The sequence below is a fragment of the Leptospira fletcheri genome, from assembly GCF_004769195.1.
Taxonomy (GTDB): domain Bacteria; phylum Spirochaetota; class Leptospiria; order Leptospirales; family Leptospiraceae; genus Leptospira_B; species Leptospira_B fletcheri.
On sequence record NZ_RQET01000002.1, the window covers coordinates 145813 to 166984 of the forward strand.

Genomic DNA, 21172 nt, shown 5'->3' on the forward strand with positions numbered 1-21172 from the left:
TTTGCTCCTTCCTTGAGTCCCGCTATTCTCCGACCGGATTTGTCCGGTTCATCCTAGCGCCTTCCAACAAAAATTGAACCGACTCTTCGGTTTCCGCATTCTTAATAAAAATCCCGGGCACGGCAAAGGTCCCTCGATGGAACAACTGGATGAGTAGAAAGATTCTTCCGCCCTCCTTTGCATAAAAGATCTTATCCATATCGCGGCAAACTAGGGAATAAAATCCCGGCCGAAGTTCCATCGAAAAAAAATCGGCGGAGTCCAGGGAAAGTTTCGCGATGGAACTTCGTTTTCCATTCTGGAACGGACCTTCGTAACGAAACAATTCGACGGGAAAGGACCAGAGGGACAAGGCGGTCTGCGCAGGTCGGAGCACGTACAAAAGAGATTTTCCGGAGGAAGGCTCTTCCAATTTTTCGAATTTCGACGTGCTCGCACAGGAACAAAACGCGAATAAGAAAAGACAAGGAAAAAGAAACGGGTTTAAATTCTTCAAAAATCTGGTAGCCCCAAGCCGTACTTGCCTAAAACTGTCCCTCATACCAAGGATTTTCCGATGAAAATTGAATTTACTCCGGAGCAGTACGAAACATTGCTTAAGTCCGTCGCCATTTCGAGCTGGATGATAAACGCCTTCAACGAAGGCGGAGAAGAAACGCCTGCATACTCGGAGCTCGAGCAATACATTCTCTCCTTTGCTACGGATTTTGGAAAGCAGGATTTCGTGGATTACGACGCTGCGGACAATGTGTATTACCCGACGAGAAAATTCGAGGACCAGACCGATATCTTCGACATCATCTCGGATTATGACAACGAACTCTTCTGGGATGAGTTGATACACAGAATGGCAAGAAGGGATTTCGCTTTGGAATACGGAGAGGACGGAATCGCCGGAATGGCGATCGAGGAAAGAATAGAAAAGGAAGCCCCGTTTATAGCCAAGTACGAGGAGATTTTCGCGAACCAAGGCTTGGATAATATAGAGGTCAGATGAGTTCCGATCCCTTTCGGAATAGCGCCCCCTCGCCGAATCCGGAACCTGCAGGTGTCGTTAAGATCGAATCCATCGGTGCGAACCTACGGGGAAAAACGAAACTCGGAAACAAATCCATAGAAATTCCCTATTCCCTACCGGGAGACGTTTACACGGTTTATAAATTCGGAAAACGTAAGATTTTTTATAAGTGGGAAGCGGATTTTCTGGAGAATCGGACATCCGCTCCTCGTTGTCCGCATTTCGGATCATGCGGCGGCTGCTCGGGCCAACATTTGGAATACGAGAGACAATTTGCGCTGAAATCGGAACCGATACTCGGAGGATTGGAAGACTCGGGAATCCGCAAATTCTCTGTGCGTCCGGCAGAGCGGGAATACCATTATAGAAACCGAATGGACTTTGCCGTATTTCCCCGAAAAGTCGTAGGCTTAAGGATGGCGGGGAATTTCAGAAGAATCATCCCCCTGAACGAATGTCCGATCCAATCGGAATGGGCAAACGCGGAACTACATCGCGTCAAACTCCTGTTAGACGAATTTCCTGAGATAGAGTACGATCGAAAAAAGGAAACCGGTTTTTTAAAATACGTCACTTTGCGAAAATCGACTTTTACGGAAGACTCCATGACGATATTCACGTTCACCGAGGATTTCCGAAAAAGTGAATCATTAAGCGAAGTAATGCGATCCGCAGGTCGGATATCGGAAGCCGAAAATGTCGTGTTTTGTTTCAATCGTAAAAAAGGGGAAGTATCGGCTTCGGGAGAAAGCCTCGTAGTCAAAGGAAGGGATTTCCTCGAGGAAAGGATTTTAGGAAGAACGTTTAAAATCCCTTTCGACGGATTTTTCCAACCGAACCCGAAGGAATTCCTGAATATCCTGGAATTCATCCGACCCAGAATCATCGATTCGGATTTCCTAGTCGACCTATTCTGCGGCAGCGGATTCTTTTCCGTTCTATTCGGGGAACGTTTTAAAAACATCTTGGGGGTGGACGTGGTACCTTCCTCGGTTTCCTCGGGTTCGGAAACGATCGCAAAGGAATTCCCGGACAAAAATGCGGAATTACTCGCCTTCGATCTGTTCCATAAAAAGGGACTGGAAAGGATGCAAGCCGCTTCCCTCCCTTGGTCCGAATCCGTAGTGATCGCGGACCCTCCCAGAAGCGGATTGTCCCCCGAACTCTGCTCTTTTCTGAATCGGAACCCGGTAAAACAACTCTTTTACGTTTCCTGTAATCCGGAAAAGATGCTGAACGATCTCCGTATCCTTTCCGATTCCTACGAAGTTTCGGACTGCCTCCTCTGCGACCCGTTTCCCCAGACCCCCCACTTGGAAGCGGTCTCCTTACTCGTCCCTAAAAATCGCTGAAGGAATCGGAAAAATCCTTCGATACTGTACCCAAAGACGTTTTTTGGGGTTCCTAAAGATGAAATTCCGCATTTTATTTTCTATCCTAGCATTCCTTGCCGCGATCGGTTGCAATACCGTCGTCATCAAACCCTGGAATCCACCCCACCAAATGAGATCCGTCGAAACAATCCGGGTCTTTTTGGGAAAAGCGGAATCGGACCTGCTCCTAAAGGCGGAAGGAACCATTTCCGTCTACGACGTAAACAACCTATTGATCAAACGCGCCTACGATATCATCTCTTTGGACGCGCGCAAAGTCAAGGCTCCGATCCGTTTCGTTTCGGAACATCCCGGATTGGAATACAAAGGAAAACGGTATCGGGGAGAAATCCTACTCCAGCCCGATCGTTCCGGATCCGTTCTGATCCTAAACCAAGTTCCGTTGGAAGAATATTTGTATGCGGTCGTTCCTTCCGAAGTCCCCGCTACCTGGCCGACGGAAGCACTCAAAGCACAAGCGATCTGCTCCAGAACCTACGCTGTGCGGGAAATGTTGAATAAAAAGGATTCTCCGTACGACGTCGAAGCCACCGTCAGTTCCCAAGCCTACGCGGGTCTGGATAAGGAAAACCCGAAGACCACAAAGGCAGTACGGGAAACCGAAGGAGTTCTGGCCGTTTATGAAGAAGACCCGATCCACACATTCTTCCATTCCAATAGCGGAGGAAGAACCGAAACCCCCGATCAGGTATGGGGTGGGAAAAAAATTCCGTATTTGGAATCCGTGTCTTCACGCTTTGACGATGCGGGAGACAATTTCATGTGGAAGGATGTACTGAGCCACAACACGATGGACCAAGCGTTGTCTTCCCTAGGAGTCGGTCAGATCCAATCCGTCCAAGTACTTTCCAGAACCGCATCAGGTAGAGTGGATCTGATCGAGGTAGTAGGCTCGAGAGGAACGAGTAAAATCAAAGGGAAAGAATTCCGCAGCCTTCTAGGCGCCTCGGTCAAATCCTTACGGTTCGGAATCAAACGGGATCACGAAGGGTTCCTGATCAAGGGAATGGGTTCCGGACACGGAGTAGGCCTAAGCCAATGGGGAAGTTTCGGAATGGCGAAGCAGAACTATACGTACACGGAGATCCTTCGGCACTATTATCAGGGAATCGATTTTGCGAGGATTATAAAGTAGGTTCTCCCTACAAACCTCGGTTCATTCGTTAGACATCAAACCGAAGATCGCAGATCCCTTTCTTTTCCTTGCATTCGAACGCCGGGGAAGAAAATAGCTGCATGCCCGAATCGTCCGATCGGATCTTGGTCCGAAATCTTCGAAAAGAATACAAAACCGGAAAGCTGATCACCCCTGTCCTGAATGGAATCGAAGTGGAACTTCCGAATTCCTTCATAACCCTTATGGGTCCTTCCGGTTCAGGAAAATCAACTTTTTTGAATATTCTCTCCGGAATTGATACGGCGGATTCCGGAGAAGTATGGGTAAACGGGAAGGAATTGACTTCCCTCTCCGAATCGGAACTGACCGAATACAGACGGTCGGACACCGGAATCATATTCCAATTCTTTCATTTACTTCCCTATCTGAACGCAGTAGAAAACGTCGCCATGCCTTTGTACATAGCCGGCATGGGGAGAAAACGGGCGCGCGAAATCGCGGAAGAATCCCTGTTGAAAGTGGGCCTAGCGGAGCGAAAGACTCATAAACCGGACGAACTTTCCGGCGGAGAACAGCAGAGAGTTGCCATTGCGAGAGCTTTGTGTAAAAAGCCTAGGATCGTACTCGCCGACGAACCTACCGGAAATTTGGACACCGTACACGCCGGCAAAGTATTGGATCTCTTGCTGGAATTGCAGGAAAAGGAAAAATTCTCCCTCATCGTAGTGACCCACGACCGAGAAATCGGAGCGAAGGGTAAAATCAAACTGAAGATGAGGGACGGAAGAATCTTCCGGGAGGGAGAAAAAGTACGGTGAATCTATACCTACTGTTTTTATTCGAATATTTCCGGACCCATGTTCCGAGAGTGATCTTTGCCTTACTGGGAATTTCTCTGGGAGTGGGATTGTTTCTCTCCACCTCCGCCAACGCACTTAAAGCGGAAAACTCTTTGGTGGATTTTGCATTAGGTTATTTTAAAGGAGAATACAAACTGAAACTGGGGCCTTCCCAAGCGGGGGAGCGGATCCCCTGGGATACCCTTTCCAAAATCTTTTCCGACTCGGAACTCCGGAAGATTACGAAGATTCTTCCCCGCACCCAAAGAGAGGCGATCGCTTCGGGCAATCTTAGAATCGTCTATTTGGCGATGGATCTGTTAAAGGAAGTTCCCGGCGATCTCGCTACGAAAGACATGGGGAAAGATCGCTCTCCCTCGGATACCACGTTCGTATCCCAAGCGGTTTGGAATCGATACCGAGGAAAACCCTTCCAGCTCTCCATCGACGGAAAAAACCGGGAAATCAAGGAATACGTACCTATCCGATCCGACGGAGGATATCTTGTCTTTGAGGACTTCTCACTCGCTTCTTCTTGGATCGAATCCGACAAAGGACCCGATTACCTGCTTTTGCGCTGTCAGGAAAACGAAGTGGAATCTCTGAAGAATGTCCTGACCAGGAACCTAGGCGGTAAGTACCAGGTGGAAACCTCCCGGGAAATTCGGGAGAAATCCGAAAACGCGCTGCGCTCCTTCCAATTGAATCTATTAGTGATCTCTTTCATCTCCCTTCTGATCGCATTCTTCATGGTTTCGAATACCATGTCGGGCCTCTACCTGAGTAGGGAGAAGGAGTTGGGAATTCTCAGGACCCTAGGATTGGACCACCGCAAAGCGGTCCTTCTCTTCCTGAGCCAATCTCTGATATTGGGAATCGTCGGAAGCTTTTTGGGACTAGCGCTCGGAACCTTCTTCGCAGGATTGGATTTTTTTCGGCCGGAATCCACCTTAGTGGACCGGGAATTTCTCTCCACGTACGAAAGCATTTCTTGGAAGGATTACGCTACCGCCTTAACCCTAGGAATTCTAGGTTCCGTTTTTTCAGCGCTCCTTCCTTCTCTTCGTGCGGGAAGTGTACCTCCCCTTTCGATCCTACGCGAATCCGAGAGAAACGGAAATTCGTTTAACCGAAAAAAATTCGCGATCGCAGGAACGGTTCTATTTCTGATTTCATTCGGAATTTCTAATCTCCCTTCCCCCTGGAAACTTCCGGTACCGGGATTGCTCGGCATAGGAGGGATCGTGATAGGGATCACCCTCATGTTTCCGTACGGGATCAAAGTGATCACCTCCAAGTCGGTTCTGATGCTCGAAAAAGGAGACAGGGTCTTTCCGTTTCTGAAAATCGGCCTGGAAGAATTGAAGGAAAACCCGGGGAGGAATACCCTCACATCTGCGACCGTAATGCTCTCCGTATCTCTGGTATTATGCCTTACCGTCCTTACCGACAGTTACAAACGATCCTTGAACGATTGGGTGGACTCCGAATATCCGTCGGATATCACGATTATCAACAATCGTTATTTTCATTCGGGGATCCACGGAGGCGTCCCCAAAGATCTGCTCCCGAAAATAGCGGATCTAAGGATCACCTCCTATCTTGACGGCTTTCTGGTGAACACGAGATTCGAAACGGACCAAGGAGTATTTACGGTCCACGCCTACGACTTCAAGGCGTACGCGAATACCGGAGAGAGACCCGAAAAATCCGTAAAGGGAGAAACCGACGTCCTGATTTCCTCCAATATGGCCTATCTTCACGGATTGAAGATAGGAGATGCTCTCGTTTCCGGAACTCCCCAGGGTCCCAAGAAATTCGTCGTCAAGGGCATCAAGGAGCACTTCTTTTCCGAACGCGGCACGGTGATGATGGACATAGACTCCTATGAAAAATTATTCGGAGTACGATCTCTAAATTCCATCAAATTGTTTCTTAAAAGCGAATATAGATCGGAGAAAGGCCTGGAAATCGCGACCGAGTCCTTACGGAAACTCTTCTCATCGGATCCTAGATATTCGGACCTTGCGCTTTTGGATTCCAAGCAATTGCGTTCTTTGTACCTTTACGAAGTAAACAAAGTATTCCGTGTTTTGGATTCTTTAAAAGTGACCGCGCTCCTCATCACTCTTATTTCGCTATTGTCCTCTCTGGTACAGAACCTGTACGACAAACAGAGAATTCTCGGTTTGCTGAAATATCTAGGGGCCTCCTCCGCTCAACTCGCTTCCATACTGAGATCGGAAGCGATCTTCCTGACCGTATTCGGAGTATTATCCGGAATTCTCGTCTCCTTAATGATCTCTCCGATCATTCTGTATGTGATCAATCGTAACGCTTTTGGTTGGACCCTCACGTTTACGTTTCACTTCTGGATGCCGGCCCTCATCTTCTGCCTGGCCCCTCTTTTGGGATGGCTCGCTTCTTTTTACCCTTTACTCCTTTTAAGACGCCTGCATTTCAAACTGAGTCCGGAGTGAATCGCCAAGGAGATCTTGTTTCCGAACATCGGTGTGAAAAAAGGCAGAAATCTCTCTTGATCGAAAAACAGACGGGATTAAGCTGAGAAATCGATGGCTACCCCTCTTGAAACCGCACTGGAAATACTCGAGGAAATCAAAAAGATCAACCTTCAAGAAGACGACCGCATTCCCTATTCGGACATGTTTTTAAAGGATATGATGAGCATTATGTCCAGAGACGCGATGAAAATCCGGGAAACTCTGGAAATGCTGCGCGAATCCAAATACATCTTCATCATCAAAGTGGTGACCCCGGATCCCCATAAGGACTCTAGGAACCAGGATATGGGAGTCGACGCCTATATCTATGCGGATTCAAAAATCGTAAACGATCTCAAGGCCTATGCGGAAAAGAAACTGGAAAAGGCCTACGAAGCCACCTATTACAAACGGAAGTCCCCTTTCCAAATCACGCGGGAACTGTTTCCTAAAATCAAAGAGCACAACAATACCGTTCTAGGACGGTACGTCAACGTAGCCGTGATGTTGGAAGAGTACCAAAGAGTATTGACTGCGAATCCGAACGATTACGAAGAAAATCGGAAAAGAAACAACCTATCCTCCTTATTGGAGAATTCCGGAACTCCGACCGTCATCGCAAGGGATATTCCGGAATTCGAGATCGGACCTTCCTCCGCAGCTTCCGCAAAGTACGGTACGAAAAGAGCCGTAGATAAGATCGAAGCCGACGAAGCGCTGGTCAATCCGAAGAGCCCTTGGTCCAGACTTACTTCCAAGTTTTCCGCGGAGTTTCTGATCCGGATCCATCTACGCAAATACGAGTTCGATACGGTTCGGAAACTCGTGCAAACGGGAAAGATTTCGGAGTACGAGGACCTGAAATTCGTCCGGGATGCCCTTCAGGAAATGGAAGGGAGAACCCACCTAGACCCTCACTTGTCGAACTTCACGGCGGAGATGGTGGATCTGCGGAGACTCGCCCAAAAAAAAATGAATCTCTTAAAAGGGATCACGAATTCCGGATCCATCGGTTCCCTTTAGATCAGACCGAAATATCGGACCGTCAGAACGACCAACAAAATCGCCAAGATAAATACGTACCTTCTTCTCGCGGATCCGCCAGTATTCATTCTGTCCTTAGGCAAATAGAGCAGGAAAAGAAGCAAATTCGCGGTCATCACGATATAAATCAGATCCTGCTTAAAACCCCACGGACCTAGGAAATAAGCCAGTATGATACCGAAAGTCGGTAAAAATGCGAAAGGTGTCTTCCAGGTCAGGATCCTGGAATCCTCTTCGAACACGGTCGCTTTCATTCCCGTTTTCTTTTCCAACTCCGCTAAAAATTCGTTCATGTCCGTCAGATTTAGAATCGGAACGTACGTCCCTTGCTTCAAGACGAGGAGAACGCGATCGTAACCTCGAAATCGATCCTTTTCGATTCCGTTCACTTCTTTAAGATCTAGTTCCATGCATTGCCCTTGTGCATTCCATTGCTTCAGGCTGTTTCCGCTCAATTCCACCTTGGAACCTTCCAAGGTTTTTAACTGGCGGGAATAGTTTTTTGCTAAGAGAAATACCAAAAGTCCTCCCAACACCAGAAACATAGTGAGAAAGGATTCCTTACTCTCGGACGCAACCTGACGAAAATTTACGGCAAGGAACAACCCGAAGACGAGCACTACCATGGAAGTACGTTGGATCAGTTTTTTCTTAAAAACGGGGACGTCGTAGGAATAATTCGCCATGGCTTACTCCACATGACCGAATTCGGATTTTTTAAAAATCGGAAAAACCCGGATTCCTTCCGCTTCGATCGCGTCTCTCCCGCCCTCTTCCCTGTCCACAATACAGATGCAAGCCGTAACTTCCAGGCCCGCGTCCCGCAAACTTTTGACCACTTGCAAAGTGGAAGCTCCCGTAGTTACCACGTCGTCCACGACGACGCAGGTTTTGACGGCATTCACCGCGCCTTCCACCAGATTTTTCGTTCCGTGGTCCTTGGCTTGTTTTCTCACGATCAGAGGAAAAACGTTCCTTCCCTGATGGCGGAATTCCAAAGAAATTCCGTAGCAAATCGGATCGGCCCCCATGGTCAGCCCGCCGTAGGATTCCTTTCCGGAGAGACCGGAATCGGGGATATGTTTCTCCACTAAATACTTACAGAGCAGCTCCAACCGTTCCGGGTGAAGCGTGATTTCCTTACAATTGAAGTAATGCCTCGACTTTCTGCCGCTAGCCAGCGTAAAAGGCTCTTCCCTGAATCTATAAGCGTGATTTTGTAGGAGTCGAAATAATTCCTCTCTCAATTTTGGATCCTCCGAGACGTCTCAAGATTTCTTTTCCATGATCGAAAGCCCCGGAAAAGCAAAAACCGCTTTTTCTTGGCCGGAAAAAAATACGAAAAAATCGTCCTTTTTCCGCAACCTAACGGACACTTTAGGCTCATATCAGACAAACCAGAACAGGATTAACTGATATGGAACAAACGAAAAAAATTGCATGGAAAACGAGCATCTTTCTGATTCTTACCCCGATCGTGGGTATTGTCGGAACGGCTGCTCTAATACTTACCCGAGGAATTCCCACTTATACTTGGATGACCTTCTTTTTTATGGTCGGAGCGACCGGTCTATCCATTACCGCAGGATATCACCGTCTTTTCTCGCATAGGGCATACAAAGCCGCTCTGCCTGTCCGACTTTTTTATCTTTTATTCGGCGCGGCAGCCTTCCAACAATCCGTGATCGAATGGAGTTCAGATCATAGAATCCATCACAGATATGTGGACAAGGATGAGGATCCGTATTCCATTACGAAAGGTTTCTGGCACGCGCACATTTTCTGGCTCTTCAAAGACAGAAGTTACCGCGAACCCACCAATGTGAACGATCTATGGGAAGATAAATTGGTGAAATTCCAACACGACTATTACTACCCGGTGGCTATTTTCATGGGCTTCCTCTTTCCGATGCTCGTCTGCGGTCTTTGGGGAGATTGGTTGGGTGGTCTTTTGGTCGCAGGGAGCCTAAGAATCGCCGTAAACCATCATTTTACGTTCTTCATCAATTCCTTGGCACATTATAAAGGTGCGCAACCTTATTCGGACAAGCATACCGCTAAGGACAATTGGTTCATCGCCTTATTCACATTTGGTGAAGGATATCATAACTACCACCACGAGTTTCAGGCCGATTATCGCAACGGAATCAGATGGCACGATTACGATCCGACCAAGTGGATGATCGACATATTCCACGTTTTCGGATTGGCAAAAGATCTGAAGATGATTCCTGAAGAGCAGATTCTCAGAAAAAAAATGATCATGGACGAAAAACGTCTGCGCAAGAAGCTCGAGACCCAAGCCAGGACCCTAAACCAGGGCTTCGAGGAAAGGTTGGTCTCTCTCAGACAATTGGTCCAAGAAAGGCAGGAGAAACTTCTAGCCCTGAAAGCCGAAGAACTCGAAGTAGACAAAAAAGCGGTAAAGGACGCAAAACAGGATTTCAAAGTCGCGTTAAAAACCTGGCAGAGATTCGTGTCCGGAGACCTCGCCCCCGCCTAACACTAAACGCAGTCAAAGTACCTGAACCCATTCATTCCCCTCCCCTTAAAAAGGAGGGTTTCTTTTTTTCTGGAGTCGATTCGGATCCTTTCCCTCAGCGATCCTTCGAAAGCGATTCGGAGTCTTCGTTTAACGGAATGACGTCCACTTCCACCTTCAATTTGTGTTTTCCCCCTCCGAATAAAATGCCTCGTAAAGGGGAAACGTCGGAAAAATCCCTTCCGATCGAAGTATGAATGTATTCCTCCGTGATCCCTTTGCCGTTCGTAGGATCGAAATCCTGCCATCCGAACCCCGGGCAGTAAACGGAGATCCAAGCGTGAGTCGCGTCGCTTCCCCGCAATTTAGGCTTACCGGGCGGGGGATACGTTTCTATGTATCCCGATACGTAGCGACAGGGGAATCCCATCGAGCGAAAAGCCGCCAAGGACAAATGGGTAAAATCCTGGCAAACCCCTTCTCTACTTTCCAGCACTTCCTCCAGCGGAGTATAGATAGTCGTGCTCCCCGCCTTGAATTTGAACTCCTCGCGGAAACGCCTCACATATTCCAGGCAGGACTCCAAAAACGGCCTGTCCATAGGAATAAGACGCTTTAAGAATTCAGAATATACTTCCGCGCGGGAAACGAAAGGGGAATCCCCCAGAAATTCCACCGCTTCAAGATCGGAATTCGAGGAGGGTTTCCGGAGCCGGTCCAGAACCTCGTATCCGGTGGGAGAATTTCCGAAATCCTGGACGGGCGAAGACGTACGAACCTTGGCCTCCGCGAGAACGGACAATACGGTGTGAGGATCCTCTACGGAAAAGGAATACACCGTATTTCCGAAGTAGTCCCTCCGAAACTCCGTCAACTTAGGCTTGGGCTCTACAGTGATCCTAAGTTCGCGGCAAGTCTGCCTATCGTCGGAATCGGGACATAGGTGCGCCAAATTCAGACAATGGGAGACCGGTTTTTCGTAGGTATAATGAGTCAGGTGCCTCACCGAATACTCAGCCATACGGACCTCCCAAGCGAAATTGATTTTCCACATATCGGAAGTATTTTTTGGCCAGAGAATCGGAAGTCGCTTTCAAAAGTTCCAATATATCCCCGCTCCAACGCCGCAGACCTCCCGCCGGATCCGCGTATTCGAATAGCCGTTTCGCGTCCTCCTCTTTGAATCGGGCAACGAGTTCGTAGAAAATCCGGACCTCGTCCGGGTTTTCCCCGCCGGAGCTCGGCAACATCAATGCGTTCTCCCGGATTCTGGAGACTTGGTATGCGAAAGAACGAGGATTCGTATCGTCGAAAAGAAGAATATCGACCACGGATTGCGCGTCGATCCTGTACTTGTATCTTCTCCTGTATGTGATGCGGATATCGTTCACGTTCAGAAGACTTTCGAACACTCCCTTATTGTAAAGAGTGGTCAGATCCACCAAAGAAAGCATGATTCTGGAAAGGAATTGGGATCTTTCCAAACGTTTTCCTAAATCCAGAAAATAATATCCCGTCTCTCGGCTCATATTCTCGGAAGAGAGTCCGGACAAAGAAGCGAGCAGATGGATCAGTTTTTGCAGATATTCCAGTATTTCCCCGTAGGAATTATTCCGAGGGGATTCGCTTTCGATCTGAGAGATCAAATGTCTGGTATCGTCGGAAATCCGATCCCGAACGGCCTTAGTGGTGCGGATGAAGAAATCCAAATCGTGCCGTATGCTTCCGGAGGAATACTGGGAAGCGACCGTTTCGTAGATTTTATCCCGCACGAATTCCAAGGATTCCCTCGAGGAAAATTCGCCGAACCCTCCGTTATTATGGGACACCCGGGATATGATTCCGAGGAGCACGGAGGATTGATCCCGCTCGTAAGATTCCTCGGATTCCAGCAATTTGTTCAGACATTCTCGGACGAGACGTGCCGTATTTTCGGCCCGTTCCGCATAACGTCCCATCCAGAACATATTGTCTGCAACCCGACTCGGAACTCCCCCGCCTTTTCGTCGTAAGGGAATATGCTCCACTTGTCCGGGGAGAAGACTTACGTCCTTTTTCTCTTCCGAAGAGAGGATCCAAAGATCCTTGGAAACCGCACCTCTTTGGTTCGTAACGATCAGTTCGTCGTGCTTCGGAGCGACCCGAACCAATCCGCCCGGCATGGTGGTATACCCGTTTTCGGAAAGGCAGGTGAAAGTACGGAACACTGCCTTCCCCAAGATCGGCTCTCCCGAGGCGGAAAAAACGGGACAGGTAGAACCGCTCAATATTTCCTGCGCGACGTAACGCTCTGGTCTCGCGAGCAATTTCTTCTTCCACTCTTCTCTCTCGGACTTGGAAAGAAGGGAAAGAAAAACGGAGGGCTCGAAAGGATTCCGGACTGCCGGCTTGAGAACGAATTTTTCCGGTTCGCTAAATACCTCTTCCAGCGCGGCAGGATCTCCCATCCAATGAGTGGGAACGTTCGGAATGATCAGTTCCTCTCCCAGATAAAATTTGCAAAGCGTGGAAAGGTACGCATGGAGGGCGCGATTTTCCAGAAAACCGGAACCGACAGGATTGGCGACGAGCACGGTCCCCGCACGCACGGCGCCTAGTATTCCGGGAACGCCCAAAAGGGAATCCCCTTTCAGTTCCAGCGGGTCCATGAACCAATCGTCCACACGACGGAAAATGACGTCCACTTGCTGGAGTCCTTCCACGGTTTTCAGGAAAACTTTGTTTTCCCGCACCGTTAGATCCTCCGCCTGAGCCAGCACGAACCCCAAATATCCGGCCAGGTAAGCGTGCTCGAAATAGGTTTCGTTTCCCGGACCGGGTGTCAGCAACACGATCAAAGGATCTCTATCCTTGGAGGGTGAAAGAGTATATAATGTTTTTCTTAAGGATCTGAAATACAGAGCAACTCTGTGCACCTGGGAATCCCGATAAACCGACGGGAATACTCGGGAAAGAACGATCCGATTTTCCAGGGCGTATCCGGATCCGGAGGGAGCTTGGATCCGATCACCGATCACGAAGAATTTTCCCGTACCGTCCCGGCTGATATCCGTCGCTACAAAGGCGAGTCGAAAAGTCGAGGAATCATAGATCGGGGCGCAAGCCCTGAGAAATCCGCCGGAATGGAAAAGCAACTGCGGAGGGATTTTTCTCTCGTACAGTAGTTTTCGAGGGCCGTAAACGTCCTTCAGGATTTCGTCCAACAATTCGGATCTCTGGATGAGACCTCTCTCTACTTGGTCCCATTCTTCGCTTTTCATCAAGAGAGGAAACAGGTCCAAGGACCAAATGCGCTCTCTCTCGTCTCCGTATACGTTGTAGGTGACTCCGTTTTCCCTTAGAATGCGGAGGCTGTCCTCTTTTCTCCTCTTCAGCTCGCTCGGTCCCAAACGCTCGAAAGAGCGAAGCAGAAAATCGTATTTCTCCCTCGGGTTCCCCGCGCGAGAGCAGACCTCGTCGAAAATACCCGACAAAGGGGAATATCCCGCCAAGAGGCCGTCGTTTTGGGAAGCTTGCTGGCCCATTTTCCGGAAGTCATTTTCCCTTCCGGTCCCGTTTTTTTCCATCCTTTAGAATGGAGGACTGCCGTTTTTACGCCAAATTCGGACCGATCTCCGCTCCGCCAAAACTGACGGAGCGGAGGGGACTTTAGTCCAACTTCAGAGTAGCACCTATATTGATCTGACGATAAGGCCCTTGTTGGATTCCGACAGGCAGTCGCCCGGAGATATAGACCCGGTCTTCCAGGTTCTTTCCGTTGATAAAAACGGACCACCTTCCGCCCGGAGCCTCGTAACCGAAGTCCGCGTTCCAAATACCATAGCTGGGAACCACACCTTGGCTTCCGTCGGTACTTTGGTTTTTCGTATTCTGAAGATCCGAATATTGTTTATCGAAATATTGGTATTCCAATCTGGCATAGAATCCGCGGGGACTCTTAAAACCGATCGCTCCGATAAAAGTATGCATAGGAACGTACGGAAGGTAATTTCCGTTGGTATTTACCCGGATCGTATTACCGGCCGAATTGACGCTGACCAAAGACTGATTAGTCACACTGACGGTACCGTCCGAGTTCTGAACTGTCCCCACAGGAACGTAAGTGGTCGAAACAGCTCTAGTATAAGAATAAGCCACCTCTAAGGGAACTTCCCAACGCGAGTCCGCGAACTTTCCGAAGTCGAATACGAAATTACTTTCCACGCCTCGGTTAACGGACCTACCCGCGTTGATCGGAACCGCGCCTATGGAGGATCCTGCCTCGTTCGTATTCACGATCTGATTGGAAAAAAACAAAGCGTAAGTACTGACCTGGGTATAAAAGTACCTCGTAATATTTCCCCGAAACCCGGTCTCGTAATTATTGGAACGTTCCGCGTTAAGCTTATAACCCAATCCCAAGGACGGATTCAGGATCGTAGAAAAGGACGGAGGAGAGAAGGCCGTATGAGCTCCCGCGAACCACATGAATCTTTCCGTAAGGTCGTACGTGAGTCCGAACCCGGGAAGCACCACCTTCGTGTACGTTTCGTTCGCCTGGTTGACCAATATATTCTGACCCGCCGAGGTCGCGAGCCCGTAGGCCACGTCGGTCGAAGTGGCGAACTTACGATGAGTGTACACTCCCTGGGAAATGTATTCGTACCGAACACCCGGAATCATCTTGAATCTTTCCGTCAACTTGATGGAATCCTGCACATAGGTCGCGTACGCTTTCGCGTTTCGAGTCTGCTGTTGCGTCGTCAACCCCTGGTCCATTGTGGGATACGGAAATTGGTTGTACGCCGCATTGACGGTTTCGTAATGCGCTCGAGCTCCGACGGAGATCTCGTTTTCGAATCCGAGCAAGGTGAACTTACCCTCCAACTTCGTCTCCAACCCTCCCGTCCTGAAGAATTGGTGGCGATTCGGAGTTGTGTTCTGCATATAGATCACGTCTCCGGGACGGTTTCCTACAGGAGAGGGAGCATAGACCGCAAACACGTTATTCGTAGGAGGCATAGGCAATCCGACGTCGTTCGCACTGTTATAAGAATAGGATTCCTGTTTGAACTGGAAGCCCACGTTGGTCCAATAAGAACGGGTGATTAATTTCCAGTTGTCGTTGAAGGAATGATCATGCCCGATCACTGCGGCCTGTCTTTCCACATGCTTTCTGTCGAAACGGGCGGGGTTCGTCCTAGGATTTTTCCAGTACAGCCCTTCGGTCAACCCAAGATAGGTCGCCTGAGAGTCTTGCTGGTACATCTGGTATTTTAGAAAAACGGTATCCTTGTCCCCGATCTTCTGCATCAATTTTACGTTGAAGTCGTTTACGTTAAATCCCTGGTAATCCCGGAACCCGTTTCCTTGGGTATGCAGGTAAGAAACGTCGTAAGCGGTGTTCGTACTCTGGGCCGTTCCCCCGTATTGCAGAAGATTGGATGCGTAACCGTTCGTGCCTCCGATCAACTTCAGATTCAAGGTCGGTTTTTCCGGAGGTTTCCGCGTCACGAAGTTCACGATCCCTCCCAAAGTGGTAGGCCCGAACAGAATGGAACCGGAGCCTTTTACGACCTCGACCCTCTCCATTCTGTCTATCTGTGGAATGAAATAACTTTCCGGTTGACCGTATGGACTCAAGGAGGTAAAGACCCCGTCCTCGAGAATCAGAGTCTTTCTGGACTCTTCGTTGCTGACCCCGCGGAAAGCGATGTTGGGAGTCAATCCCACGGCATCCTGGTACCGGATCGTGGCGCCCGGGACTCGGCGCAAAGCCTCCATCGAGTCGATCGGATTCGTTTCCTTCAGGATCTTCTTCCCCACGACGTTGGCCGAACCGGGAATCTTTTTCATATCGTCGTCTTTGGCGCCGATCACATTGATCTGGCCGCTTTCCAAAAACTTGCGTCTCTTTTCCTCGATCGTTTCTTGTTCTTTGGAAACCGGTTGATCCGCTTCCTTCGGTTCGCCCCCGTTTCCGTTTTTGGGCTTCTCCGTTCCGGCCTCGCCGCCGTTACTTTCCGGTTGTCCGATCAGGGGAAGGGAGAAAAAAATTACGCATAATAAAAAAAGAATATTCCAAAACGAGAATCTTTTCTCCATCAATCTCCATCTCCGCCGCTGCTACTCACGGGTCCGTTTCCGAGAACGGCCGGAAACTGAACGTTCAAAACGTTCAACAGATCGCTCAGCAAAGCGACCGATTGGCTGATAGAGGACATATTCGCGGAACTGATGTTGGAAAAGGAATTCAAGACTGTTTCCAGTTGAGTAATGTCCGATTTGGCTCTGGTATCCAACGACGGAGAATAGTACCTGATATAGTCCGAAAGTCCGACAGCTCCGTTACCGAGATACAAAGCCTTAAAGCTGGCAAGGTTGTTTCTAAGATTCACCACGCTGTTTCCGCTGAGCCTGGATTCGGAAAGGCTTAAATTGATGACGCCGTTTCCACCGTTGGACAGACCCGCCGGTTTTTCCAACTTGCCGTCCTTCATCGTGCTCAATTGACGCAACGCGCCGGAAAACACGTCGTTTAGAGCGGCCCCGGAGTAGGAGTAGGTAGTCGATCCTTTTCCCGCCGTCGCCAACTGCTCTCCATACTTGGTCGTTCCTGTGGGATCCCATGCATTTGCGAGTGCGTTCGCATTCGATGCATAGTCCGCGATAAGAGCCTGGAGAAGATTCAATCGGATGCTGGTCAAATCGCTACAGGCTTCCTGATTGGCGCCGTAACTTCCGGGTTTGATAAACGCCACGTATTCGATGGCGATCAACCCCTTCGCATCCTTATCTAAGGTTCCTATATAACTCGTAGCTCCCGCGACGGATGCGCCGTACGTACCCGTATAATCGAAATCCAAACTATCCATGTCCCCCGCGCTAGGAGGAGATTCCGGACTTACCGTTTTCATCGCTTCACCCGGCCAGGCATCGAATAACGGGTAGTAGGTGACAAAAGGTCCGAAGTGGAAAATCTCCACCTGCTTTGCGGCGGCAATGTTCGCAAGCCATGCGTTCTGAAAGTTCGTCAGATTCCCCGCAGTGCAGGAGGAGGCCAAAGTCGTTCCTTGGGTCACAAGATTGGCCGTTTGGGTCTTCAAATTCGCAAACAGAGGAGGCGCTATAGTGCGTCCTACGTTCGCCAGAAAATTACTCGGATCATAGGTGTTAAACATCCGATAAAGAAAGCCGTTGACTAGAGAGTTGTCACTGGCTCCCGGATGTCTTGGACTGCAGGACGAGAAAAAGAGAAAATACAGGGGAAAAAGAAGAGAAACAAGACCCCGCAAACGTCTCCAAACAACCGGCTGCTTCATTTGAAAAGCCGTCCACAAAATCGAACTGAAATTCCTGACAACATACCGATTCCTGCTTCAATTAAATTTGTATCTGAGAATCAGGATTAAAAAGAGCCCTTTCCAGGCAAGCATTTTTGAGAAAGATTCTCAGAAATTGACGAATGTCAAGAGGCTCAAAATGGATGACATTTAGGCAGGTTTTTCTGCCCAGCGAAGGTCGAGAGTATAAAAAGGAGAACTCTCTATTCTACGAGGAGGACGCGAAGAGCCGGGAGTATGACCATCCGCAAAAAAGCGGGAATTCCTCCGGCTTTCCGCCTCAAAAGAGTTGATGGGAAAAGAATCATAAGCCCTTCCCCCGGGATGGGAAACATAGTACCTGCAACCTCCTAGAGAACGTTGCGACCAACTATCCCAGATATCGAAGACCAGTGGGTTCTGCACGGGAAGATTCGGATGCAAAGTAAACGGAGGATTCCATGCCTTAAACCGTACGCCGGCCACCGCCTCCCCTTTTTTTTCGGTGGAACGCAAAGGAACTTCGAACCCGTTGCAGGACAATCGGAATCGTTCTGCGACCCAACCCTCCGTCCGAACCTGCAGCCTCTCCAAAGCGGAATCCACGGAACGGGAAGTGCCGAAGGAGGAGGATTCCTCTCCCAAAACGTTCCAAGGTTCCAATGCAAGGCGTAGTTCCAAAAAGACGGCGTCCTTTTTCATAGTTCCATAAACGGGAAAACGGAATTCGAAGAAGGGGAAAAAATCCTCCTCTTCCAACGGATAACCGTGTTCCCGCAAATCGTTTAGGACTTCCTGAAAGTCGCTCCAAACATAGTGAGGCAAAAGAAAGCGATCGTGGAGTTCCGTTCCCCAAAAAACGGGAGGCTTTCGGTAGGGTTTTTCCCAAAACCTTCCCAACAAGGAAAGTACGAGAAGTTGCTGGACCACGCTCATCCTATAATGAGGAGGCATCTCGAAAGCGCGGAGTTCCACCAAACCCAATCTCGGGCCGGTAGGAGGATAGAGCTTATCGATGGAAATTTCCGCACGGTGCGTATTCCCCGTCAGGTCCGTCAGCAAGTTTCGAAAGAGCCTGTCCACCAACCAAGGAGGAAGCCTCTTCGATTCATCCACTTGCTTTGCGGCCAGGGAGAATTCGTACAGAACTTCGTCTCTTCCCTCATCCAGACGAGGAGCTTGGGAGGTAGGACCCACGAATAGACCGGAAAACAGATAGGACAAGGAAGGATGGTGCTGCCAATAACTTACCAGACTACGCAAAAGATCCGGTCTTCTTAGGAAAGGACTGTCCGAAGGAGTAATAGCGCCTACCGTGATATGATTCCCTCCTCCCGTTCCGGATTGTCTTCCGTCGATCTGGAATTTTTCCGCGCTCAGTTTTGTTGCCTTCGCCTCTTCGTATAGAATTCGAGTCTTTTCCTCCAACTCCTCGAAACTAGAAGAAGGGTGAAGGTTCACTTCGATCACTCCCGGATCCGGTGTGATCCTGAAAAGTGAAAGTCTGGAATCGGAAGGAGGTTCGTAACCTTCCAGTAGAACGGGAATCTTCGAATCCGCACAGGCGGATTCTATACTAGCCATCAATTCCAGCCAGACGTCCAGACGTTCTACCGGAGGAAGAAAGATCCGTAGAATTCCCTCCCTAGGCTCCAGAACGAGCGTAGTGCGGATCGGAAGATCCTTCCCGTCGGGAAAAAATGTTCCCTTTTTCTTCGATCGAAACTTTCCTTTTTCATAAAGTTCCTGATAGGAAGGGAGCTTCCCCCGATCGGAAATGTCCGTGAACAACGCGCTGGCCCGGAACGTTTCCGAAATGGATGCGAATGGCAAGCGGAATCCGGCAGGGCTGTCTCCGGGAACAAGATACAATCGATCCCTACGAGATTTCCATTCGGAGCTTTCCCAACGCCGCTCCACATAGTCGTACTGAAGTGGCAAGGCGAAAGCTTTTTGGAGCCGAAAGCCGTCGTCCAAGAGGGAGAGCACCTTTCTTCTTTCGAGAGCCTCGAAGGAAAAATCCTCTTTTTCCGGACTTGCCTCCGCTTTCGAATTCCACTCGGGCAACTGGCCTTCTTTCCAGAGATAATAAAAACCGTCCTCGAACAAAGGATGAAGATGATCCGAAGACAAACCTAGGGAAGAGCAGATTTTTTTTCCCAACCCTTCTGCGGCTGCAAGGTCGCGAACAGGATCCCGCTTTTTTTCCTCTCCCAAGGAGGCCAGAATGTTCTGGTCGGACCATAGGATTTCTCCGTCCTTTCTCCAAAAGACATTTAAGGACCAACGAGGAAGAGGCTCGCCCGGATACCATTTACCCTGGGCGACCTGCACCACCGACCCCGGCGTCATCCGATTTCTCAATTTGGTCAGAAGTTCCTGGGACAAGCGCAATTTTTCCGACCCCAATGCGGACGTATTCCATTGCGGATCCTGACGATCCGTGTCCGAAACGAAAGTAGGCTCCCCTCCGATGGAGATTCGAATATCCTGTTTTTTTAATCTATGATCGATCGTCTTCCCGGCATTCAGGATTCTTTCCCATTGGGGTTCCGAATAAGGTTTCGTGACTCTAGGGGATTCCTGGATTCGCTTCACCTCCATCCTGAAATGGAATTTCGTATCCGCAGGATCCGAGTATCCGAATACGGGAGAGGCGCTCGACGGCTCGGGTACGGCTGCGAGCGGGATATGCCCTTCTCCCGCAAACAAGCCCGAAGTGGGATCCAGCCCCACCCAACCTGCTCCGGGCAAATATACCTCCGCCCAGGCGTGAAGATCGGTAAAATCCTCCTTAGGTCCTTGAGGTCCGTCGGAAGGGACTTCGTCCGGTCTCAATTGGATCAGATAACCGGAAACGAAACGGGCGGCCAAACCGATATGCCGTAAGATCTGTACTAACAAAAAGGCGGAATCACGACAGGAACCCGACTTTCTCTCCAAGGTTTCCGTACAGGATTGCACTCCCGGTTCCATCCGGATCACGTAGGATACGTCCTCGTACACTTTTTGATTCAGACGCACAAGATAGTCTACGGTTCTCGCCGTACTAAGGATTCCTTCCTTTCTCAATTTCGAAATATAATCGGCCAACGCATAACTTCCGTCCGTCGCGCTGAGATAAGGAAGAAGTTCTTTCCTTAATGCATCGGAATAAACGAAAGGAGTAGTCTCGGCTTCGGGCTCCAGAAAAAAATCGAAAGGGTTCAAAACGTGGATTTCAGCTATCAAATCCACCAGAATCCGAAGGCAGCTCGTCTTTTCCGGAAACACCAACCTAGCTTGGTAATTGCCGAAAGGATCCTGCTGCCAATTCAGAAACTGCTTGGAAGGATCCACTTGAAGGGAATAGGATACGATTTTCGTGCGGGAATGGGGAGCCGGACGAAGTCTGATCACATGAGGGGAAAGGGAAACGGGCCTATCGTAAAGATACGACGTTTCATGCGTTAAGGAAACCAATAAGGGCATTCTAC

At 49.3% G+C, this 21172-nt stretch carries 15 protein-coding genes; 7 read left to right on the forward strand and 8 right to left on the reverse strand.

The features are described from left to right. Window positions 1-22: 22 nt before the first annotated feature. Window positions 23-541 (reverse strand): hypothetical protein, encoded by a 519-nt coding sequence (locus EHO60_RS02710; RefSeq protein WP_246028103.1) that lies wholly within the window; start codon window positions 539-541, stop codon window positions 23-25. 15 nt (window positions 542-556) lie between these two features. Between EHO60_RS02710 and EHO60_RS02715 the strand changes: the two genes are divergently transcribed. From EHO60_RS02715 to EHO60_RS02740, 6 genes are all read left to right on the forward strand, one after another. Further along, the gene (locus EHO60_RS02715; RefSeq protein WP_135766640.1) at window positions 557-997 is read left to right on the forward strand and encodes a hypothetical protein; all 441 of its coding nucleotides are present in this window, start codon (window positions 557-559) and stop codon (window positions 995-997) included. Next, window positions 994-2370, forward strand: a complete 1377-nt coding sequence (locus EHO60_RS02720; protein WP_135766641.1) for a class I SAM-dependent RNA methyltransferase — start codon at window positions 994-996, stop codon at window positions 2368-2370. The genes EHO60_RS02715 and EHO60_RS02720 overlap by 4 nt, the downstream gene beginning before the upstream one ends. A gap of 58 nt (window positions 2371-2428) precedes the next feature. After that, window positions 2429-3547 carry a SpoIID/LytB domain-containing protein gene (locus EHO60_RS02725; protein WP_135766642.1) on the forward strand — a complete coding sequence of 373 codons (1119 nt, stop codon included), beginning with the start codon at window positions 2429-2431 and terminating at the stop codon, window positions 3545-3547. Window positions 3548-3648: 101 nt separating this feature from the next. Continuing rightward, on the forward strand, window positions 3649-4347 hold the full coding sequence (locus tag EHO60_RS02730) for an ABC transporter ATP-binding protein (RefSeq protein ID WP_135766643.1): 699 nt from the start codon (window positions 3649-3651) through the stop codon (window positions 4345-4347). Beyond that, window positions 4344-6848, forward strand: a complete 2505-nt coding sequence (locus tag EHO60_RS02735; protein WP_135766644.1) for an FtsX-like permease family protein — start codon at window positions 4344-4346, stop codon at window positions 6846-6848. The genes EHO60_RS02730 and EHO60_RS02735 overlap by 4 nt, the downstream gene beginning before the upstream one ends. Before the next feature lie 93 nt (window positions 6849-6941). Next, window positions 6942-7892: a hypothetical protein gene (locus tag EHO60_RS02740; RefSeq protein WP_135766645.1), complete on the forward strand. Its 951-nt coding sequence runs from the start codon at window positions 6942-6944 to the stop codon at window positions 7890-7892. Here EHO60_RS02740 and EHO60_RS02745 read toward each other — a convergent pair. Both EHO60_RS02745 and pyrE read right to left on the reverse strand, forming a co-directional pair. Beyond that, window positions 7889-8599 (reverse strand): hypothetical protein, encoded by a 711-nt coding sequence (locus EHO60_RS02745; RefSeq protein ID WP_135766646.1) that lies wholly within the window; start codon window positions 8597-8599, stop codon window positions 7889-7891. The genes EHO60_RS02740 and EHO60_RS02745 overlap by 4 nt on opposite strands. A gap of 3 nt (window positions 8600-8602) precedes the next feature. Next, window positions 8603-9160, reverse strand: a complete 558-nt coding sequence (gene pyrE / locus EHO60_RS02750; RefSeq protein ID WP_135766647.1) for an orotate phosphoribosyltransferase — start codon at window positions 9158-9160, stop codon at window positions 8603-8605. Between the two features lie 170 nt (window positions 9161-9330). Between pyrE and EHO60_RS02755 the strand changes: the two genes are divergently transcribed. Beyond that, window positions 9331-10416 carry an acyl-CoA desaturase gene (locus tag EHO60_RS02755; RefSeq protein WP_135766648.1) on the forward strand — a complete coding sequence of 362 codons (1086 nt, stop codon included), beginning with the start codon at window positions 9331-9333 and terminating at the stop codon, window positions 10414-10416. A 94-nt stretch (window positions 10417-10510) separates the two neighbouring features. Here the strand turns inward: EHO60_RS02755 and EHO60_RS02760 are convergent, their stop codons facing one another. The 5 genes from EHO60_RS02760 to EHO60_RS02780 form a co-directional block, all read right to left on the reverse strand. Beyond that, window positions 10511-11416 (reverse strand): transglutaminase family protein, encoded by a 906-nt coding sequence (locus tag EHO60_RS02760; protein ID WP_135766649.1) that lies wholly within the window; start codon window positions 11414-11416, stop codon window positions 10511-10513. After that, a complete protein-coding gene (locus EHO60_RS02765; RefSeq protein WP_167880140.1) occupies window positions 11409-13919 on the reverse strand; it encodes a circularly permuted type 2 ATP-grasp protein in 2511 nt (836 codons plus the stop codon). Before EHO60_RS02765 ends, EHO60_RS02760 begins: the two co-directional genes overlap by 8 nt. Before the next feature lie 124 nt (window positions 13920-14043). Continuing rightward, window positions 14044-16479 (reverse strand): TonB-dependent receptor family protein, encoded by a 2436-nt coding sequence (locus EHO60_RS02770; protein ID WP_135766651.1) that lies wholly within the window; start codon window positions 16477-16479, stop codon window positions 14044-14046. Further along, a complete protein-coding gene (locus EHO60_RS02775; protein WP_246028104.1) occupies window positions 16479-17555 on the reverse strand; it encodes an imelysin family protein in 1077 nt (358 codons plus the stop codon). The genes EHO60_RS02770 and EHO60_RS02775 overlap by 1 nt, the downstream gene beginning before the upstream one ends. A gap of 312 nt (window positions 17556-17867) precedes the next feature. After that, a complete protein-coding gene (locus EHO60_RS02780) occupies window positions 17868-21167 on the reverse strand; it encodes a transglutaminase family protein (RefSeq protein WP_135766653.1) in 3300 nt (1099 codons plus the stop codon). Window positions 21168-21172: the final 5 nt, after the last annotated feature.

Bases quoted from the DNA above. Each gene is read 5' to 3' on its own strand.
- EHO60_RS02765 (WP_167880140.1), bottom strand. From the start codon at position 13,919: ATGGGCCAGCAAGCTTCCCAAAACGACGGCCTCTTGGCGGGATATTCC.
- EHO60_RS02770 (WP_135766651.1), bottom strand. From the start codon at position 16,479: ATGGAGAAAAGATTCTCGTTTTGGAATATTCTTTTTTTATTATGCGTA.
- EHO60_RS02760 (WP_135766649.1), bottom strand. From the start codon at position 11,416: ATGGCTGAGTATTCGGTGAGGCACCTGACTCATTATACCTACGAAAAA.
- EHO60_RS02755 (WP_135766648.1), top strand. From the start codon at position 9,331: ATGGAACAAACGAAAAAAATTGCATGGAAAACGAGCATCTTTCTGATT.
- EHO60_RS02720 (WP_135766641.1), top strand. From the start codon at position 994: ATGAGTTCCGATCCCTTTCGGAATAGCGCCCCCTCGCCGAATCCGGAA.
- EHO60_RS02725 (WP_135766642.1), top strand. From the start codon at position 2,429: ATGAAATTCCGCATTTTATTTTCTATCCTAGCATTCCTTGCCGCGATC.
- EHO60_RS02780 (WP_135766653.1), bottom strand. From the start codon at position 21,167: ATGCCCTTATTGGTTTCCTTAACGCATGAAACGTCGTATCTTTACGAT.
- EHO60_RS02730 (WP_135766643.1), top strand. From the start codon at position 3,649: ATGCCCGAATCGTCCGATCGGATCTTGGTCCGAAATCTTCGAAAAGAA.
- EHO60_RS02740 (WP_135766645.1), top strand. From the start codon at position 6,942: ATGGCTACCCCTCTTGAAACCGCACTGGAAATACTCGAGGAAATCAAA.
- EHO60_RS02745 (WP_135766646.1), bottom strand. From the start codon at position 8,599: ATGGCGAATTATTCCTACGACGTCCCCGTTTTTAAGAAAAAACTGATC.
- EHO60_RS02715 (WP_135766640.1), top strand. From the start codon at position 557: ATGAAAATTGAATTTACTCCGGAGCAGTACGAAACATTGCTTAAGTCC.
- EHO60_RS02710 (WP_246028103.1), bottom strand. From the start codon at position 541: ATGAGGGACAGTTTTAGGCAAGTACGGCTTGGGGCTACCAGATTTTTG.
- EHO60_RS02775 (WP_246028104.1), bottom strand. From the start codon at position 17,555: ATGTTTAACACCTATGATCCGAGTAATTTTCTGGCGAACGTAGGACGC.